This is a genomic window from Methylobacterium longum (assembly GCF_022179385.1).
Classification (GTDB): Bacteria; Pseudomonadota; Alphaproteobacteria; order Rhizobiales; family Beijerinckiaceae; genus Methylobacterium; species Methylobacterium longum.
In genome coordinates, this window is record NZ_BPQS01000047.1 from 22,160 (window position 1) to 37,879 (window position 15,720).

At 71.3% G+C, this 15,720-nt stretch carries 15 protein-coding genes and 1 pseudogene; 9 read left to right on the plus strand and 7 right to left on the minus strand.

Annotation, left to right across the window (positions count from 1 at the left end; genetic code table 11):
• Position 1 precedes the first annotated feature (1 nt).
• Together MFF58_RS25410 and MFF58_RS25415 are read left to right on the plus strand one after the other, a co-directional pair.
• Positions 2-1,372: an adenylate/guanylate cyclase domain-containing protein gene (locus tag MFF58_RS25410; protein ID WP_238291922.1), complete on the plus strand. Its 1,371-nt coding sequence runs from the start codon at positions 2-4 to the stop codon at positions 1,370-1,372.
• Positions 1,373-1,518: 146 nt separating this feature from the next.
• Positions 1,519-1,755, plus strand: coding sequence for a hypothetical protein (locus MFF58_RS25415; protein ID WP_238291924.1), 237 nt, complete (start codon positions 1,519-1,521; stop codon positions 1,753-1,755).
• 129 nt (positions 1,756-1,884) lie between these two features.
• Here the strand turns inward: MFF58_RS25415 and MFF58_RS25420 are convergent, their stop codons facing one another.
• A complete protein-coding gene (locus tag MFF58_RS25420) occupies positions 1,885-2,334 on the minus strand; it encodes a hypothetical protein (RefSeq protein ID WP_238291926.1) in 450 nt (149 codons plus the stop codon).
• Positions 2,335-2,712: 378 nt separating this feature from the next.
• Between MFF58_RS25420 and MFF58_RS25425 the strand changes: the two genes are divergently transcribed.
• The 4 genes from MFF58_RS25425 to MFF58_RS25440 all read left to right on the plus strand — a co-directional run bounded on the left by MFF58_RS25425 (position 2,713) and on the right by MFF58_RS25440 (position 7,430).
• Entirely contained in the window at positions 2,713-3,876 is a 1,164-nt protein-coding gene (locus tag MFF58_RS25425) for an ABC transporter substrate-binding protein (RefSeq protein ID WP_238291929.1), read from the plus strand.
• Positions 3,877-3,940: 64 nt separating this feature from the next.
• Positions 3,941-4,816: a branched-chain amino acid ABC transporter permease gene (locus MFF58_RS25430; RefSeq protein WP_238291931.1), complete on the plus strand. Its 876-nt coding sequence runs from the start codon at positions 3,941-3,943 to the stop codon at positions 4,814-4,816.
• On the plus strand, positions 4,813-6,657 hold the full coding sequence (locus MFF58_RS25435; protein ID WP_238291933.1) for a branched-chain amino acid ABC transporter ATP-binding protein/permease: 1,845 nt from the start codon (positions 4,813-4,815) through the stop codon (positions 6,655-6,657). The genes MFF58_RS25430 and MFF58_RS25435 overlap by 4 nt, the downstream gene beginning before the upstream one ends.
• An 8-nt stretch (positions 6,658-6,665) precedes the next feature.
• Entirely contained in the window at positions 6,666-7,430 is a 765-nt protein-coding gene (locus tag MFF58_RS25440) for an ABC transporter ATP-binding protein (RefSeq protein ID WP_238291935.1), read from the plus strand.
• Between the two features lie 287 nt (positions 7,431-7,717).
• Here the strand turns inward: MFF58_RS25440 and MFF58_RS25445 are convergent, their stop codons facing one another.
• The 3 genes from MFF58_RS25445 to MFF58_RS25455 form a co-directional block, all read right to left on the minus strand.
• The gene (locus MFF58_RS25445; RefSeq protein ID WP_238291937.1) at positions 7,718-9,130 is read right to left on the minus strand and encodes a hypothetical protein; all 1,413 of its coding nucleotides are present in this window, start codon (positions 9,128-9,130) and stop codon (positions 7,718-7,720) included.
• 199 nt (positions 9,131-9,329) lie between these two features.
• Positions 9,330-10,697: an NAD(P)H-dependent oxidoreductase gene (locus tag MFF58_RS25450; RefSeq protein ID WP_238291939.1), complete on the minus strand. Its 1,368-nt coding sequence runs from the start codon at positions 10,695-10,697 to the stop codon at positions 9,330-9,332.
• A 149-nt stretch (positions 10,698-10,846) separates the two neighbouring features.
• A complete protein-coding gene (locus MFF58_RS25455; protein ID WP_238291941.1) occupies positions 10,847-11,788 on the minus strand; it encodes a LysR substrate-binding domain-containing protein in 942 nt (313 codons plus the stop codon).
• 199 nt (positions 11,789-11,987) lie between these two features.
• On the opposite strand from MFF58_RS25455, the gene MFF58_RS25460 reads away from it, so the two are divergent.
• Entirely contained in the window at positions 11,988-12,851 is an 864-nt protein-coding gene (locus tag MFF58_RS25460; RefSeq protein WP_238291944.1) for a class II aldolase/adducin family protein, read from the plus strand.
• 799 nt (positions 12,852-13,650) lie between these two features.
• Here the strand turns inward: MFF58_RS25460 and MFF58_RS25465 are convergent.
• The 3 genes from MFF58_RS25465 to MFF58_RS25475 all read right to left on the minus strand — a co-directional run bounded on the left by MFF58_RS25465 (position 13,651) and on the right by MFF58_RS25475 (position 14,708).
• On the minus strand, positions 13,651-13,962 hold the full coding sequence (locus MFF58_RS25465; protein ID WP_238291946.1) for a GCG_CRPN prefix-to-repeats domain-containing protein: 312 nt from the start codon (positions 13,960-13,962) through the stop codon (positions 13,651-13,653).
• A 202-nt stretch (positions 13,963-14,164) separates the two neighbouring features.
• On the minus strand, positions 14,165-14,506 hold the full coding sequence (locus tag MFF58_RS25470; protein WP_238291948.1) for a hypothetical protein: 342 nt from the start codon (positions 14,504-14,506) through the stop codon (positions 14,165-14,167).
• A complete protein-coding gene (locus MFF58_RS25475; RefSeq protein WP_238291950.1) occupies positions 14,499-14,708 on the minus strand; it encodes a hypothetical protein in 210 nt (69 codons plus the stop codon). The genes MFF58_RS25470 and MFF58_RS25475 overlap by 8 nt, the downstream gene beginning before the upstream one ends.
• Before the next feature lie 470 nt (positions 14,709-15,178).
• Between MFF58_RS25475 and MFF58_RS25480 the strand changes: the two genes are divergently transcribed.
• Together MFF58_RS25480 and MFF58_RS25485 are read left to right on the plus strand one after the other, a co-directional pair.
• Positions 15,179-15,481, plus strand: coding sequence for a hypothetical protein (locus MFF58_RS25480; protein ID WP_238291952.1), 303 nt, complete (start codon positions 15,179-15,181; stop codon positions 15,479-15,481).
• A gap of 130 nt (positions 15,482-15,611) precedes the next feature.
• Positions 15,612-15,720 (plus strand): annotated as a pseudogene (locus MFF58_RS25485) (DNA-binding response regulator); the annotation flags it as partial.

Here is a 15,720-nt window from a genome sequence, read left to right on the forward strand (position 1 = left end):
CGTGGCCGTCACGACCGCCCCCGTCCCGGCCGATCCCGCGCCGGCCGATCCCGCGCCGGACCCCGCCCCCATCCGCGAGCGCGTCGTGGCGCGGGTGCAGCGGTCCCTGCGCTCGCGCACCGTGACGTGGATGACGGTGGGATTCGCCACGATCCTGGTCATGACCGCCATCGCGCTGGGCGCCTTCGTGTACCAGCAGCGCGGCATCGACGCCGTGCGCCGCACCGTGGCGGTGGACGGGCGCCTCGCCCGGGTGCTGTCAGCGGTGCAGGACGCCGAGACCGGCCAGCGCGGCTACCTGCTCGCCGGCGACGCGGCCTTCCTGCTCCCCTTCACCGAGGGGCGCGTGAACGTCGGCCGCCAGCTCGACCGGCTGCGCGACCTGGTCGTCGGCGATCCCGAGCAGCGGGCCGAACTCGACGCCCTCTCCGAGCTGATCCGGGCGAAGCTCGACGAACTCGGCGCCAGCGTCGCCCTCAGCCGGGCGGGCGACGGCGCGGCGGCCCGGGCCTCCGTGGCCGGGGGGCGGGGCAAGCAAGTGATGGACGCGATCCGCGACCGCGTGCGCAGCATGGAGGCCCGCGAGGCGGACCGGATGGAGCGGCGGCAGGAGGCGGTCTCCCGCATCGCCCTGGCCATCTGGATCCTGATCGGGATCCTCGCCGTCCTGTTCGTGCTGTTCTCCACGTCGGCCCTGCGGGAGGCGAACCGGCGCCACCGGCTGTCGCGGTTCCTGCCGCAGGAGCTGGTCCTGCGGCTCGCCGACGACGACGGGAGCCTGAAGGCGGGCCGCCGGCAGCAGGCCGCCATCGTGTTCATCGACCTGCGCGGCTCCACCACCCTGGCCGAGAGCCTGGACCCGCACCGCCTCTCCGAGTTCCTGTCCGCCTTCCGGCGGCGGGTCACGCGCCTCGCCCGGCTGCGGGGCGGCGTGGTCGACAAGTTCATCGGCGACGGCGCCCTGGTGGTGTTCGGGCTGCCCGAGCCCCGGCCCGACGACGCCGCCCGGGCCCTGGCCTTCGCCCGCGACCTCGTGACGGTGATCGCCCGCTGGGGCGACAGGGCCGCGCAGGCGGAGCCCGTGCGCATCGGGGTCGGCGTCCATTACGGCACCGTGTTCTGCGGGATCATCGGCGAGGAGGCGCGCTACGAGTTCACGGTCCTGGGCGACGCCGTCAACGTCGCCGCCCGGCTGGAGCAGGCCACCAAGCTGCACGGCGTCCCGATCCTGGTCTCGGAGGCGGCGCGGCGGGCCGCCGGCGAGCCCGCGGCGGCGTGGCGCGAGGTCTGCCGCGAGCCCCTGCGGGGCCGCCGGGAGCGCATGCCCTACTACACCATGCACGAAGCGGCGGCCGGCACCGTTCGGGCTTGAGATCCGGCACCGTCCGGCCTTGCCGCGCGGCCAGAGAAGAAGATGTTCGCACCGCAGCGCAGTTAGAGAACAAGCGTCTCCACCTGGGTGGAAATACGGAAGACGTCTCCATTGCGCGGGGATGCTCCGGACGCGACATTCCCATCATGCGCAGCGTGTCAGAAACACAGGCGACGGCCTTCGATCCGTTCGGCGAACCCGTCGCGGACGGCGTCGCGCGCGCCTGCCCGGACGCGGCCGGCGACCGCACCGCGCGGCGCGTCGGAGGCGCGGTCTTCTGGGCGCTGGCCCTGGCGATCCTGGCCGGGCGCGTCTACGCCTACGATCTGCCGGCGGTGCAGCACGTCGCCGCCCACGCGGCGCAGGTCCTCGCCCTCCGCTGAGCGCGCCGGCCGGGTATTCCCGCAGGCACCACGGTCCGGGCCGGCACGCCGAGGCGCCCGATTTTCGTCCTCCACCCGCACGGATAGCGATCACACGGACACCGACCGCATCGCGGCTGGGACCGGCGTTCAGCGGTGTCGCGGCCGATCGGGCAGGAACTCGGAATCGGTAAGCGCCGCCGCCAGCACCGCGAGGAGGCCGAGATGCAGGCCCGCCGCCGCGAGGGCGGGGCTGTGGAGCGATCCCAGGGCGAGGGCGCCCGCCGCCATGGCCGGCGGCGCCGCCACGTAGATCGCGGTTCGCACCGGACCGGCCGGCCGCGCGAGGCGCCAGAAGCAGCCGGCGAGCGCCGCGAGGGCGAAGCCGCCCTTGATCAGCGCCATGAAGCGGATCACGCGCGCGAGGTCGGGCTCGACGAACGCCGCGGGGGCCGTGGCGATGGCGGCGGAGGCCAGCAGGGCGACGGCCGTCAGCCCGACGAGCGCCCGGCGCGCTGGCCGCCCACGGGCCCGGGCGCGGTCTCGAACGCGGGCCTGGGCCGGGAAGGCTGATCGATCGAGATGCGCGTCAGTCCACACGGTCTCCCCCCAGACGGATCAGAGGCCGCCGCGGCCCTCGTCGGCTGACATCGACGGGACCCGGCCGGGCCGGTCACGCCCTCTTCCAGTCCGCTTCAGAGACCGGTGGTCGCCTGCCGGGATGCGGCTCCGGATAAGAACGATTAAACCGCGCGCCTCGGCGCCTGTCCAGCGGATCGCGGGGTCCGGGTGTTACGCCGGCGGCCGCAGGGTGCGGCCCCCGTCGGGGTCGCCCGCGCCGGTCGGGAGTGACGATCCCGGGCCTTCCTCTCATTTCCGTGAAGCCCGGGCCCACGGCGGGATGGACATCATGGCATCCGGTATGGAGCATCCATGCCAACGCCGGGCTTCAGCATCGGCGAAGGGACGGATACGCCAATGACGACGACGCGTCGCGTTTTCCTGACGGGTGCCGCATCCGCCCTCGCGGTCGGCTTCGCGCCGGGGGTGATACGCTCGGCCTTCGCCCAGGGCGCCGGATCGACGGTCCGCATCGGCATGGTGCTCCCCGTGACGGGGCCGGGCGCGGATGCCGGCCGCTACGCGCTGGCCGGTGCCAAGATCGCCCTGGAGGCGGTCAACAAGGCCGGCGGCGTGCTCGGCAAGCCCCTGGAGATCGTGACCGAGGACGACCAGACCACCAATCCCGGTGCGGTCTTCGCCTTCTCCAAGCTCGCCTCGCAGCCCGACCTCGTCGGCTTCCTGGGCTCGATCCGCTCGACCCAGAACCACGCCATGGCCCCCGACATCCTGAAGACCGGCAAACCGGTCTGCTTCGGCGGGACCGACCCCGTGCTGACGCAGCTCGGCAATCCCTGGCTGTTCCGCTTCCGGCCCAACGACAGCTTCTCGGCCCAGGTGATCGCCGAGCACGGCGTCAACGGGCTGGGCAAGAAGAAGTGGGCGATCATCCACTCCACCGACGCCTTCGGCACCAGCGGCGCCAAGGCGTTGACCGAGAGCCTCGGAAAGGGCGGCGCCACGGTCGCCCTCGACCAGGGCTACACCAACCAGAGCCAGGACTTCACCCCGGTGGTGCTGGCGATCCGCCAGTCGGGCGCCGACGTGATCGGCTCGTACTTCACCTTCGAGAACGACATCGGCATCTTCGCCCGGCAGCTGCGCCAGCTCGGCGTCACCGCCCCCTGGGTCGGATCGCCGTCGATCACCAACGTGACCGCCCTGAAGCTCGCCGGGCCGTCCCTCTACGGCACCTACGGCGTGGCCGACTACGCCGAGGAATCGAGCGACGCCGCCCGCGCCTACGGAAAGGCCTACCGGGCGGCGATGAAGATCGCCCCCGACAACCAATCGTCCTGGACCTTCGACGCGGTGACGGTGCTGGCCAAGGCGATCAACGCGGCGGGCAAGACCGACCCGCAGGCGATCCGCGAGGCTCTCCTGGCGGTGCGCGGCCACGAGGGGGCCGAGGGCACCTACAACTTCGACAAGAACGGCGACGGCCTGCACGGCTACAACGTCGTGCGCAACGACAAGGGCAGCATCGTCTTCGACAAGCGGATCGACTTCTACAAGGGCTGAGATCGGGTCTTCACCGCCCGGACGCGGGAACAACCTCCGACGGGGATACGAGAGTGCGGACCGCATGGACCTGATCCTGCAACTCCTCTTCACCGGGATCGGTATCGGCTCGGTCTACGCCCTGGTGGCGCTCGGCTTCGTGCTGATCTTCCGCGCCACCAACGTGGTGAACTTCGCGCAGGGCGAGTTCTCCATGGTGGCGGCCTTCCTGATGGTGGTCTTCGCCGTCGACCTCGAATGGCCCTACTGGCTGTCGCTGCTCCTCACCATCGGCGGCATGGCGCTGCTCGGCGCCCTGTTCAACCTGGGCGTCTACTATCCCCTGCGCCACCGCAGCTACCTGCCGGTGATCATCTCGACCATCGGCGCCTCGATCTTCCTGGCCAACACCACCCTCGCCCTCTACGGGCCGCAGCCGCAGGTGCTGCCGCCGGTCTTCGAGACGCAGGGCTTCCTGCTCGGTCCGGTCTTCCTCGACAGCCAGTACCTGCTGATCATCGCGGTCACGGCGGCCCTGGTGGCGTTCCAGTACTGGTTCTTCGAGCACACGCTGGTCGGCAAGAAGCTGCAGGCGACCTCGCAGGACAAGGAGATGGCGGCCCTCCTGGGAATCCCGGTGGCCGGCATGATCATGCTGACCTTCGTGTACAGCGCGGTGCTGGGCGGCATCGCCGGCATCCTGGTGGCACCGGTGCTGTTCGTGTCGATCCAGATGGGTGCCACGATCGCCCTGAAGGCGTTCGCCGCCACCATCATCGGCGGCTTCGGCGACGTCACCGGGGCGATCATCGGCGGCCTCGCGCTGGGCATCATCGAGACCTTCGGGGCGGCCTACATCTCGGTGCCCTACAAAGACGCCTTCGCGTTCCTGGTGCTGATCGTCTTCCTGGTCGTGCGCCCGCAGGGCCTGTTCGGCGAGCGCGTGGCGGAGAAGGCATGAGCGGCACCCCCTCCCCCGTCGCCGACCCGGCCACAGCGGTGCCGGCGTCGCCCCCCACGGTGCGCCGCCGCCTGCCGCTGGGGAGCCTCGCCTACGCGGTCCTGGCGGCCGCCCTGGTGGCGGTGGCTGCCACGACGCCGCTCAGCGGCTACGCCCTCAACATCCTGATGCAGGCGGCGACCTACGCCATCGCGGTGATCGGGCTCACCGTCGTGCTCGGCCTGTGCGGGCAGATCAACCTCGCCCAGGCCGCCTTCTTCGGAATCGGCGCCTACGCGGTCGGCCTCGGCACCGTCGACGGCGGCCTCAACTTCTGGATCTGCCTGATCGTCGGCCTCGGCCTCGCGGTGGTGCTCGGCGCCGCGCTCGGCGCCTCGACGCTGCGGCTCGGCGGCCACTACCTCGCCATGGTGACGATCTCGTTCCAGCAGATCCTGACGCTGGTGCTCACCAACTGGATCCCGGTGACGCACGGGCCCGACGGCGTGCCGAACATCCGCCGCCCCGCCCTGTTCGCGGATGGGCAGAGCTACCTCGCCCTGTGCGTGCTGGTGCTGGCGATCGTCGGCTGGCTCGTCTGGCACATGCCGCGGACCCGGCTCGGGCGGGCCATGCGGGCGGTGCGCGACAACGAGCTCGCGGCGGGCGTCTCGGGGATCGACATCTACCGCACCAAGGTGGCGGCCTTCGCGGTCGGGTCGCTGCTGGCGGGTCTCGGGGGCGGCCTGTTCGCCGGCAGCTTCACCTATATCAGCCCCGACCAGTTCTCCTTCGCCGAGTCGATCGTCTTCCTGACGATGGCGCTGCTCGGCGGCGTCGGCTCGCCGGTGGGCGCCGTGATCGGCACGGCCCTGCTGATCCTGATCCCGGAATGGCTGCGCTTCCTCAAGGAGATCCCCGGGCTCTACCTCGCGATCTACGGACTCGCGGTGATCCTCATCGTGGTGTTCATGCCCGACGGGATCTGGGGCTTCCTCGGCGACCAGGTCCGGCGCCTGCGCCGGACCCGCCCGGCGCCGCCGCCGGCCGCCGAGCTGACCCTGAGCCAGGGCGAGGCCTCCACGGCGCCGATGCTGGAGGTGTCGGACCTGTCCAAGCACTTCGGCGGCCTCAAGGCCGTGGACGCGGTGAGCTTCACGGTGGCGCGGGGCGGCATCCACGCGCTGATCGGCCCGAACGGCTCCGGCAAGACGACGACGCTCAACGTCCTCTCGGGCCTCTACAGCCCGACGGGCGGCACCGTGCGGCTGGCCGGGCAGGACGTCACGCGGCTGTCCCCGCACCGGCGGGCGGCGGCCGGGATCGGGCGCACCTTCCAGAACATCCGCCTGTTCCGCTCCATGAGCGCTCTGGAGAACGTGGTCATCGGCGCCGAGCGGCCCAACAACCCGCTGGGGGCCCGCGACCGGGCGGCCTTGGAGGCCCGCGCCCGGGCGGCCCTGGCCTTCGTCGGGCTGGAGGGCCGGGCGGAGGAGCCGATCTCCGGCTTCTCGTACGGCCACCAGCGCCTGATCGAGATCGCGCGGGCCTTGGCCGGCAACCCCGTGCTGCTGCTCCTCGACGAGCCGGCCGCCGGCCTCAATTCCAGCGAGAAGAATGCCCTGACGGTGCTCCTGCGCCGGATGGCCGCGAAGGGTCTGACCATCCTGATCATCGACCACGACATGACGCTGGTGAGCGACGTGGCCAGCCACGTCACGGTGCTGAATTTCGGCCGCCGCATCGCCGACGGCGTCACCGCGACCGTGCTGCGCGAGCCCGCGGTGATCCAGGCCTATCTCGGCGAGGACGCCGCCGCGGGACCGGCGGCGAGCCTCAAGACCGACCTCGCTCCGGTGTGACCCCAGCGATGACGCCAGCCGCGACCCCGCCCCTTCTCGAGATCCGCGACCTCGTGGTCCGCTACGGCGAGATCGAGGCCGTGCGCGGCCTGTCGTTCTCGGTCGGCGCCGGGGAGGTCGTGACGCTGCTGGGCTCCAACGGTGCCGGCAAGTCCACGACCCTGAAGGCGATCTCGGGGCTGGTGCGCCCCGCCGCCGGCACGATCCTGCTGGAGGGGAAGCCCCTGGAGGGCCTCAAGCCCGAGGCAATCGTGCGGCTCGGCGTCGCCCACGTGCCGGAGGGGCGCCGGGTCTTCCCGGGGCTCACGGTGCGCGAGAACATCATGCTGGGCGCGTCCAACCGCTCCGGTCTCGGCAAGCGGGCGCTGCGCGACGAGGTCGAGGCGATGTTCGACCTGTTCCCGGACATCCGCCGGTTCGGCGACGCGCTGGGCTGGACGCTGTCGGGGGGCCAGCTCCAGATGGTGGCGCTCGCCCGCGGCCTGATGGCCAAGCCCCGCATCCTCCTGCTGGACGAGCCGTCGCTCGGCCTCGCCCCGGTGATCGTCCAGGCGGTGTTCGCGATCATCGCCGAGGTGCGCCGCCGCGGCACCACGGTGCTGCTGGTGGAGCAGAACGCCCGGATGGGCCTCTCCGTGGCCGATCGCGGCTACGTGCTGGAGACCGGCCGCCTCGTCCTCTCGGGCGATCCCGAGTCGCTCTGGGCGAACGACGAGATCCGGTCGGCCTATCTCGGGGGCCGCGCGAAGGCCGAGGTTCTGGCGGCGGGGTGAGGCCGCCCCTCTCGGCGGAACGGCCCGATCGTCGTCATGGCGCGGCCCCGGGCGGGGCTTCCGGATCGACACCGTGCTGGCGCGGCCCCGCTCACCGCCTCTTGCGGAAGGCCTCGGTGGTGGGGCGGTTCAGGCTCGAGCGGTGCCGTGCCTTCCGCACCATCCCTGTCCCGGGCCCCGACCGGGGGAGGGAAAGGCGCCCTTGTTCCGGAAGGTCGGTGTCCGATCGCGACGTGTGAACCCGCGGGCCTCCATGGGGCGACGGCCGCGCTTCGTCGTCACCGGGATCAGTCGAGGGCGTAGCCCAGGAGACCTTCGGCGGTCTGGCCCTCGCAGCCTTTGTCCAGCGACACGAAGTGGTCGTGCCCGCCGGCGTTGCACCGGTAGAGCGGATGGCTGCCTCGATGCGGGGCCTCGTGGACGTAGCCGGTTTGCCCCAGCGGCGTGTGCCCCTCGCAGTCCGGATCCCGGCTGAGGAAATGGTCGGTGCCGGCCACGCAGCTCATGAGCTTGGCGGTGCCGGGCCGCGGCAGCAGGAACAGCGCGCCGAGGGTGGATTCGATCCTGTAGCCCGGCGCCGTGTAGCCCGTGGTGACCCAGTGCCCGGCCGGCCCGACCGCCCGCTTGAGCGGCGCGCGGTCGGAGGCCGGGTCGAGCGTCGCCGTCGCGATGCGCCACGTGCCGGGATACGGGTCGCCGCCCGAGAAGAACACCGTGACAGCGGGCAGGAACGGCGTGAGGCTGCCGCGGCCATCGCGCTGAAAGCCGGGGCTGTGGTTGAGGTAGAAGCCCGTGACGTCCGCGTTCAGGGTGCCGGCCGGCATCCAGCGGGCGGGCGTGCCGCTGAGCAGGCTTTTCAGCGGCATCCGGTAGAGGCCCATCTGGTAGGTCTCGCGGTCGGGGTTGCGGGCGGGGTCCTTGCAGGCCACTTGCCCACAGTTGCGGCCCGGGAGGCCGGTGATCACGTAGACCTCGCCGGACGCCGGGTCGTAGCCGAAATCGGAGTTCGGGTTGATGGTCGTGCCGTCGGCGGCCACGTTCGGCACCCGCACCGGCGGGTCGAAATGCACCCCGTCGGCCGTGCGCCGCACATAGAGGTCGCCGAAGCCCGCCACGCCCTGCGGCCCGGTCAGATCGGTGGTGAAGACCAGGAGACCCGAACCACCGTCGAGGTTGACGGTCGCGGGCTGCCCCGCGCCGTAAGTGCCCTGAGCGACGACCGGGTTGAGGGGCGCGATCACCGGCTTCGGGTAGTCCACCCAGGTGACCTTGTCGTTGGAGAAGGCCAGCCCCGTCTGGTTGTTGTTGCCCGGCAGGTTGTCGGCGCCGGAATAGTACATCGCGTAGGCGTAGGGCTGTCCGTCGGCCGGGTTGGTGAAGCGGCCCTTGATCACGCTCGGATCGCAGACGTACTGGCGGTTCCAGGCGCCCGGCGTCGGCTGCAACACGATCCGGGCCGGGGAGAAGCCGGTCTGCGGGTTGTAGGCGCGGTGATAGATGACGTCGGTCTTGCCCTGCCCGCACCACCAGATGTCGGTGGTGCCGTTCTCGGTGATGAGGCTCGGGGCGTAGTTGTAGCCCTTCGGATTCGCCTCGTTGTCGAAGAGCGGCTGGGCTTCCGGCCCCGTCCAGCCGGCCTGCGCCGGCGCCGCGGAGGCGAGGGCCGTGAGGAGGGCGGTGAGGCGCAGCGCAGATGTCATGGCGGGCCCTGTCGGACGGGTTTCGGTTCGGTCGCGATGGCGCGACCGTCCTTGCGAGCGGACCGACGCCAGCCGGATAGCGCGCTCAAGTCGGCGATCACCGTGCGGTCGACGGGTCCGGCGCATCGGAGCCCCCTGCCCCCCCTCCCCCTCTGCGGGGGGACGTGCGGGAACGTCGCCGCCTTCATCCGGAACCGTATCAGCCCGCCGCCCCGGCGCCGCCCCACTCCTGCCGGAACAGGCTTTCCATCGCGCGCCGGACGCGGATCGCCTCCTGCCCGGCGTCGAATTGGACGTCGCTCCAGCGCACGGCCCGACCCGCCGGCACGTCGTTCTTGAGGACCATGTTGTGGGCGAGGCCGATCGGCAGGGCGTCCTGTGCCAGGGCGTCGGCCGCCGGGATCAGCTTGCCGTAGACGGTGAAGCCGCCCTCACCGTCGAGTCTCTCCCCTGCCCGCAGCGCCCGCTTGGCGGTGGCCGCCACGTCGCCGCGCCAGTCGCCCGTCGCACCCGTCGCCTCGCCGCGGACCGCGATCGAGGCCACGGAGATCCCGAGTTCGAGGCCGATCAGGTGGTAGGGCTTGTAGGTGGCGGCGTAGCGGCCGCTCTCGTCGGTCCTGAGGCCGTACTGGGCGAAGCAGTCGCGCACGTAGGGACTCGGCGCCGCGAACACCGCGTAGACGCCCCAGCGCAGGTCCCGGAACACCGGTCGCCCGTCGCGCTCCAGGGACGAGACGACCTCGACGGTGCCGCGCTCCGCCAGGAGGCCGCCATCCGCCATGGGACGCAGGACGTTCGGCAGGTCGTCGACGCCGCAGGGCGGGAAGGCGAGGCCCTCGCGGGGCGGCGTCAACCCGCAGGCATTGGCCACGGCGGCCATCTCCAGGGCCGACTTGGTGCCGTCCAGGAAGGAGTTGAACATCTGCGGGTTGAAGTCGCCGCCGGCGACCTGCTCGGCGCTGAAGCCGTAATGGCCCCAGACCGTGTCGGGCGTGGAGGCGTGGTAGGCCGGCAGGTACTTGGTGCCCTTGCCGGCGCAGATCACCTCCAGCCCGATGGTGCGCGCCCAGTCGACCAGCTCGGCGATCAGGGCCGGCTGGTCGCCCGACGCCATGGAGTAGATCACCCCGGCCTCGGCCGCCTTGCGGGCCAGCAGCGGCCCGGCGAGCACGTCGGCCTCGACATTGACCATCACGATGTGCTTGCCCGCCGCGAAGGCCCTGAGCGCGTGGCGGATGCCGGCGGCCGGGCTGCCGGTGGCGTCGATGACGATGTCCACGAAGGGGCTCGCGATCAGCGCGTCGGCATCCTCGGTGACCAGGGTTGTGCCGGCGCGGGCGGCCTCCTCCATCCCGCGCGCCGCGAATCCGGCCTCCTCCCAGCCCACCCGGCGCAGCGACGCGCGCGCCCGGTCCGGCGACAGGTCGGCCACGGCGATCAGGTGGGTGCCGGGCGTGCGCGGCGCCTGCGACAGGTACATGGAGCCGAACTTGCCGGCCCCGATCAGACCCACCCGTACGGGCCGGCCCTCGCTGGCGCGCCGCTGCAGCTTGGCGAAGAGGGACATGGGGCGTTCTCCCTGGGCGATCCGCGGCCGGAATCGAGAGTCGATCCCCGCCGCCGTCCCCGTGTTGCTTGAACCTACACCTAGAGCGATCCCGGAGCCCGTTGAGACCCGGCCGGAGGGTGACCGCTCGGCCCCCGATGGCCGCCGCGTCAGCCCGGCGGATCCGCCTGCCCGGCCCGGCTCTCCGCCTCCACGTCGAGCAGCCAGCGGCGAAAGGCCCGGATCTTCTCCAAATCCGCGTCCCGGTCGCGGTAGCAGATGAAGTGCAGATCCCTGTACAGGCTCGCGACCCGCCCCCCGCCGAGGCGGACGAGCTGGCCGGCGCCGATCTCGTCCCGGGCGAACCGCAGCGTTTCCAGGGCAACGCCGAGCCCCTGGACCGCCGCGGCGATCACCAACGAGCCTCGGTCGAAGGCCGCGCCCGCCGCTCCGGTCGGAACAGGCAGGCCGTTATGGGCGAACCAGTCGGGCCAGCGCAGCGGGCTGAACGACGAGTCCAGCCGGGTGAAACGCTCACCCGGGCCGGGTCCGAGCGGCCCGACGGCCCGGTCGACCTCCGGCGTGCACAGGGCCGCGATCTCCTCCGGTCCGAGGGACTCGACCGTCAGGCCGGGGCCGCGCGGCGGCCGGCCGTAGGCGATCAGGATGTCGATCTCCGCGTGCCGGCCGAGATCCACCGGGTCGGCGCTGGTCGACAGGCGGATGGCGATGCCGGGATGCGACTCCACGAAGGCGGGGAACCGGGGACCGAGCCACTTCGCCGCGAAGCTCGGGGTGCAGTGGACGGCCAGTGCGGCGGCGAGCGCTGCCGGCGGTGGGCTCAGCTCCGCGCAGACCGCCTCGATCGCGTCGAAGGCGCCGGCGAGGCCCGCAAGCAGGCGTTGGCCATCCACGGTGAGCGTCGCCTGACGGTTCGCCCGCCGGAACAGGGGACGCCCGAACCAGCGCTCCAGGGCGCGAACCTGGTGGCTCACCGCCGAGGGCGTGAGGTGCAGCTCCGCGCTCGCCCGGGCGAAGCTGCCCAGACGCGCGGCGGCCTCGAAGGCCCGCAGGGCGGGGAAGCTCGGGATCCGGCGCATCGGGCGACTCATGAATTGCATTCACGAAACGCGTGAAAAATCGTCGTTTGTCAATGCAGACGCACGGCAGGATAGTGCCGTCGAGCGGCCGCGAACGACCCGGCCCGCGGGGGGCCGAGCCCCGGCGCTCCGATCCCGCCGGAGGATCACGACGTGCCGCGTCGACGAGCGGCCCCGCCACCTCCCGTTCCCGCCCCGACGAGGAAACGCCATGCTCGACGATCACGCCCAGGACGCCGCTCTCGCCCTCGACCTCCCCGCCGACGATGCGGGCCGCAAGCGGACCTCGATCTACCAGCCCGAGCAGGCCGGCCTGATCTTCCCGGAGATGCCGGACTTCGCCGACCACGCCGAGGCGCGCGCGTACCGCAAGACGCACCTCGTGGCCGCCTGCCGCGCCTTCGCGATGCAGGGCTTCGATTACGGCTTCGCCGGCCACCTGACGATCCGCGATCCCGAGCGTCCGGAGCTGTACTGGACCAACCCGATGTGCGTGCACTTCTCGCAGGTGCGGATGTCGAACCTGATCCTGGCCGACCACGCGGGCCGGGTCGTCGAGGGGCGCCACGCCATCAACCGGGCGGGCTTCGTGCTGCACGCCGCCGTGCACGACGAGCACCCCGACGTGATGGCGATGTGCCACGCGCACACCACTTACGGCACCGCGTGGTGCGCCACCGGCCGGCCGCTCGACATGATCAGCCAGGACGCCGCGGCCTTCTACAACAGCCACGCGGTGATCGGCGCGTCGGCGGGGGCCGTCGCGGTGGAGAAGGAGAGCGGTCTCTCGGTGGCCCAGCAGATCGGCCGCAACCGCGGCGTGCTGCACCAGAACCACGGCCTGCTGACCTGCTCGCGCCACAGCATCGACGACGCGGCCTTCTGGTTCATCGCCCTGGAGCGGGCCTGCCGGCAGCAGCTCCTGGTCGAGGCCTCCGGCATCAAGCCGCAGCTCCTGTCGGAGAAGACCGCCCGCTACAGCCGCGAGCACGTGGGCAGCGACTACATCGGCTGGCTGCACTTCCAGACGCTCTACAACCAGATCGCCGAGACCCAGCCCGACATGTTCGCGTGAGGGCCAGGCGGCCGATCCGGGCCGGCCGCGTGGCCGGTCCCTCCCGGGGGCTTCCCGGGAGCTCTTGGGGGGTGCATCCGGCGCGGGGGCGGCCACTGTCACCGGGATGCGACAGCCGCCGGCGATCGCCGGTCGCCATCGCCGGGCGCCCCCGTTCGGTCACGATTCGGGAGCGTTCCTGGGGCGCCTTCCGTCGATCCGGCTTGCGTCATGTTCGCGTTCCCCCACGCTCTTATTCTCCGGCACCGCGAGGGTGCCGCCGTGCTGGTCTCGTACGCCCTGTTCCTGGCCGGCGCCCTGCCGCTGTTCTGGGCGATCGGTTGACCGCTGCCGGTCCGGCGCGCGCGTTCCGCCGCACCGTGACCGGCCGGTGAGCGCTGGCATGGCCCTGGCGAAGCGCGGGCCGGGTCGGCGCAGCCGGCCATGCGCCTCGTCAGCGTTGTGAGCCGCACGGAAGCTCCTGTTCGTCCGTCACTCCCCAATCGAGCGGCCGCCGTGCTAGCGGCGCCGGGAGGGCTCGAACCAACGACCTGCCGCTGAGCAGGCGACGGGGTGCCGAGACGGATCAGCCTGCATGCCGACAGGTTCGTGGTTCGCCCCGACGCAGCGAGGATTGGCACACCTTGCCGTGTCGGAACGGTGACGGGCTCTCGGCCGTGCTTGCCGGGAGGGGGCAGCCACGCATCCCGTTGAGCTCCGCCGCATCTCCCGCGGGCCTGAGCCGCCGGGCTCTCGGCCGCGCACCGTTCTTCGGCCTTCAGTTCCAGCCCCCTGCGCGGCCAAGCCCCGAGTTCGCGAGTCAGTACCCGCCGTAGAACCGGCGCGGACCGTCATAGCCGCCGTAGCCGCGATCGTAGCCGCGGCCATACCCGTACCCCGGCCGATCGCCGTAGTAACCGCGGGGACCACCATAGCCCCACCCCCGGTCGTTGGGGCGGCAGCGACCCCAGGGATTCGGGTGGAAACCCGGACCACAGCCGCCGGCTACGCCCTCGACCAACACTCCACCGTTGAGCGGGCCGTACCCGAAGGGCGTCGCGTTCGCTGCTGTGGCGGTGATGAACCCTGCCGCGATCACCGCAGCCATTCCGAGCATCGTGGTGCGCACCATAACCGAACCTCTTGATCCGTCGGACCGGGCTTGCCGGACCGGATGAGGGAGAATGCGCCCCGTGCGCTGAACGACGTTCGGTCCGCTCGTTCATCCAGCCGGCCGGACGGGATCGTTCACGCTGCACGTCGGCCGAACACGCAAGAACGGCGGGACCCGCACCCAGTTGGCCGGTCAGCCGAGGCCCCGCCCTCGAAGCGGATCAGTCGTCGTCATCGTCATCGCCATCGCGACGGAGGCGCTCTTCGCGGCGGATCGAACCGCGCCGCTCGTCGCGGAACTCCTCACGACGCTCGTCCCTGCGGATCTCGTCACGATCCCGCTCCCGTGACGATCGCGGATCAACCCTGACGCCACCCGGCCCGATGTCGATGCTCTGAGCCACGGCCGGCATGCTCGGGAAGACGAACAGGCTCGCCGAGATCAGCGTGCTGGCGAATAGGTATTTCACGAGGTGTTCCTCCCATGGGCCGTTGTCAGCGGTGGTTTGTGGGGCGCGACCGGTGCGCCTCCTAGCGGCGGCTGATCCGTCGCCTTCAGACATCGGTCTCCCGCTTCACGACGGCGCCCTCATCGGTGCCGGTCCGCGTCAAGCCAACTTCCGGGCCATCAGTCGGATCCGAAGGGGCTGTAGGGCTGGCCGAAGAAACGGACTGCCGTTCCGCTCCGACCCGAGCCCAGCGCTCGCCGTCGTACTCCGTGTCGGCGAGATCCTGCGTGTTCGCGGCCTTGGGCGTGTGGGGCATCAGACTCTCTCCGTGTCGGAGATCAACCCGGGCCGGCCCGGCCGGTATCCGCACCCTTTTCGCGCGAGACGCCGGCGCGGTCATCCAGCCCGATCATGAAATATCTTAGCCAGCGCTATGTATCTGGCCGGATCTTTGACTGCTGTTTGCAGGCTGGCGTGGCTGGACGCCGATCGAGTCCGCGAGAGGACACGCAGATCGAGCGCGGCCGTTCCGGTGATCCCGCCGGTCGCCCCCGCGGCTCGCGCAATCGCCCTGCGGGGCCCTGGAGGTTATCTTTGAAGGCGAGGCGGACGCCCCCAGTCGCGCCGGGCGGTCGAGAGGGGGCTGGCGGGCGACGGACCGGATGGCCTGATCACGGTCCTGCGGCAGGCCGAGGCTGGCAAGCCGACCGCCCCCGGGCGGGATGCCTGGGTCCGCGCCCGACTGGTCCGCGGGGGCTTCATGGCTGGGGAGGCTTGGTCCCGAGCTTGAAGCTGATCGAGGCGCGGACCGCCAAGCTGGAGGCGCCCCACAAGGCCGACGCCCTCGCGGCCCAGCCGAAGGAGAACGGTCATCTGCTCGCGGACGTCTCGGACAGGATCGCGGCCGGCCCGAGCAGCGACCGCGAGGCGACCGCCGCGGCCCTGCGGGCTTCCTCGGCTGCCAGGGACCGGGAGGCAGGCAAGGCCATCGTGTGGCTGATCAACCGCGAGCGCCAGCAGCGGGGGTACCGGTCGCGGGGCGCGAAGATCATGGCGGATCAGGTGCAATTACTTGCCATAGCGCACTAATTATCATTCGATAGCCCACGAGACCATCGATTAGCCATAGAGGCATCACCGGAAATTAAATCTCCAGAACGCGCATTAACGATTTAGTATCATTTACGAAATATGAGGCATCTCAAACAGAGGTGGTATCATGCGCGTTCTGCTGGTCGAAGATGACGCTACGGTCGCGCAGAGCATCGAGCTGATGCTCAAGTCCGAGAACTTCAACACCTACACCACCGACCTCGGGGAAGAGGGTG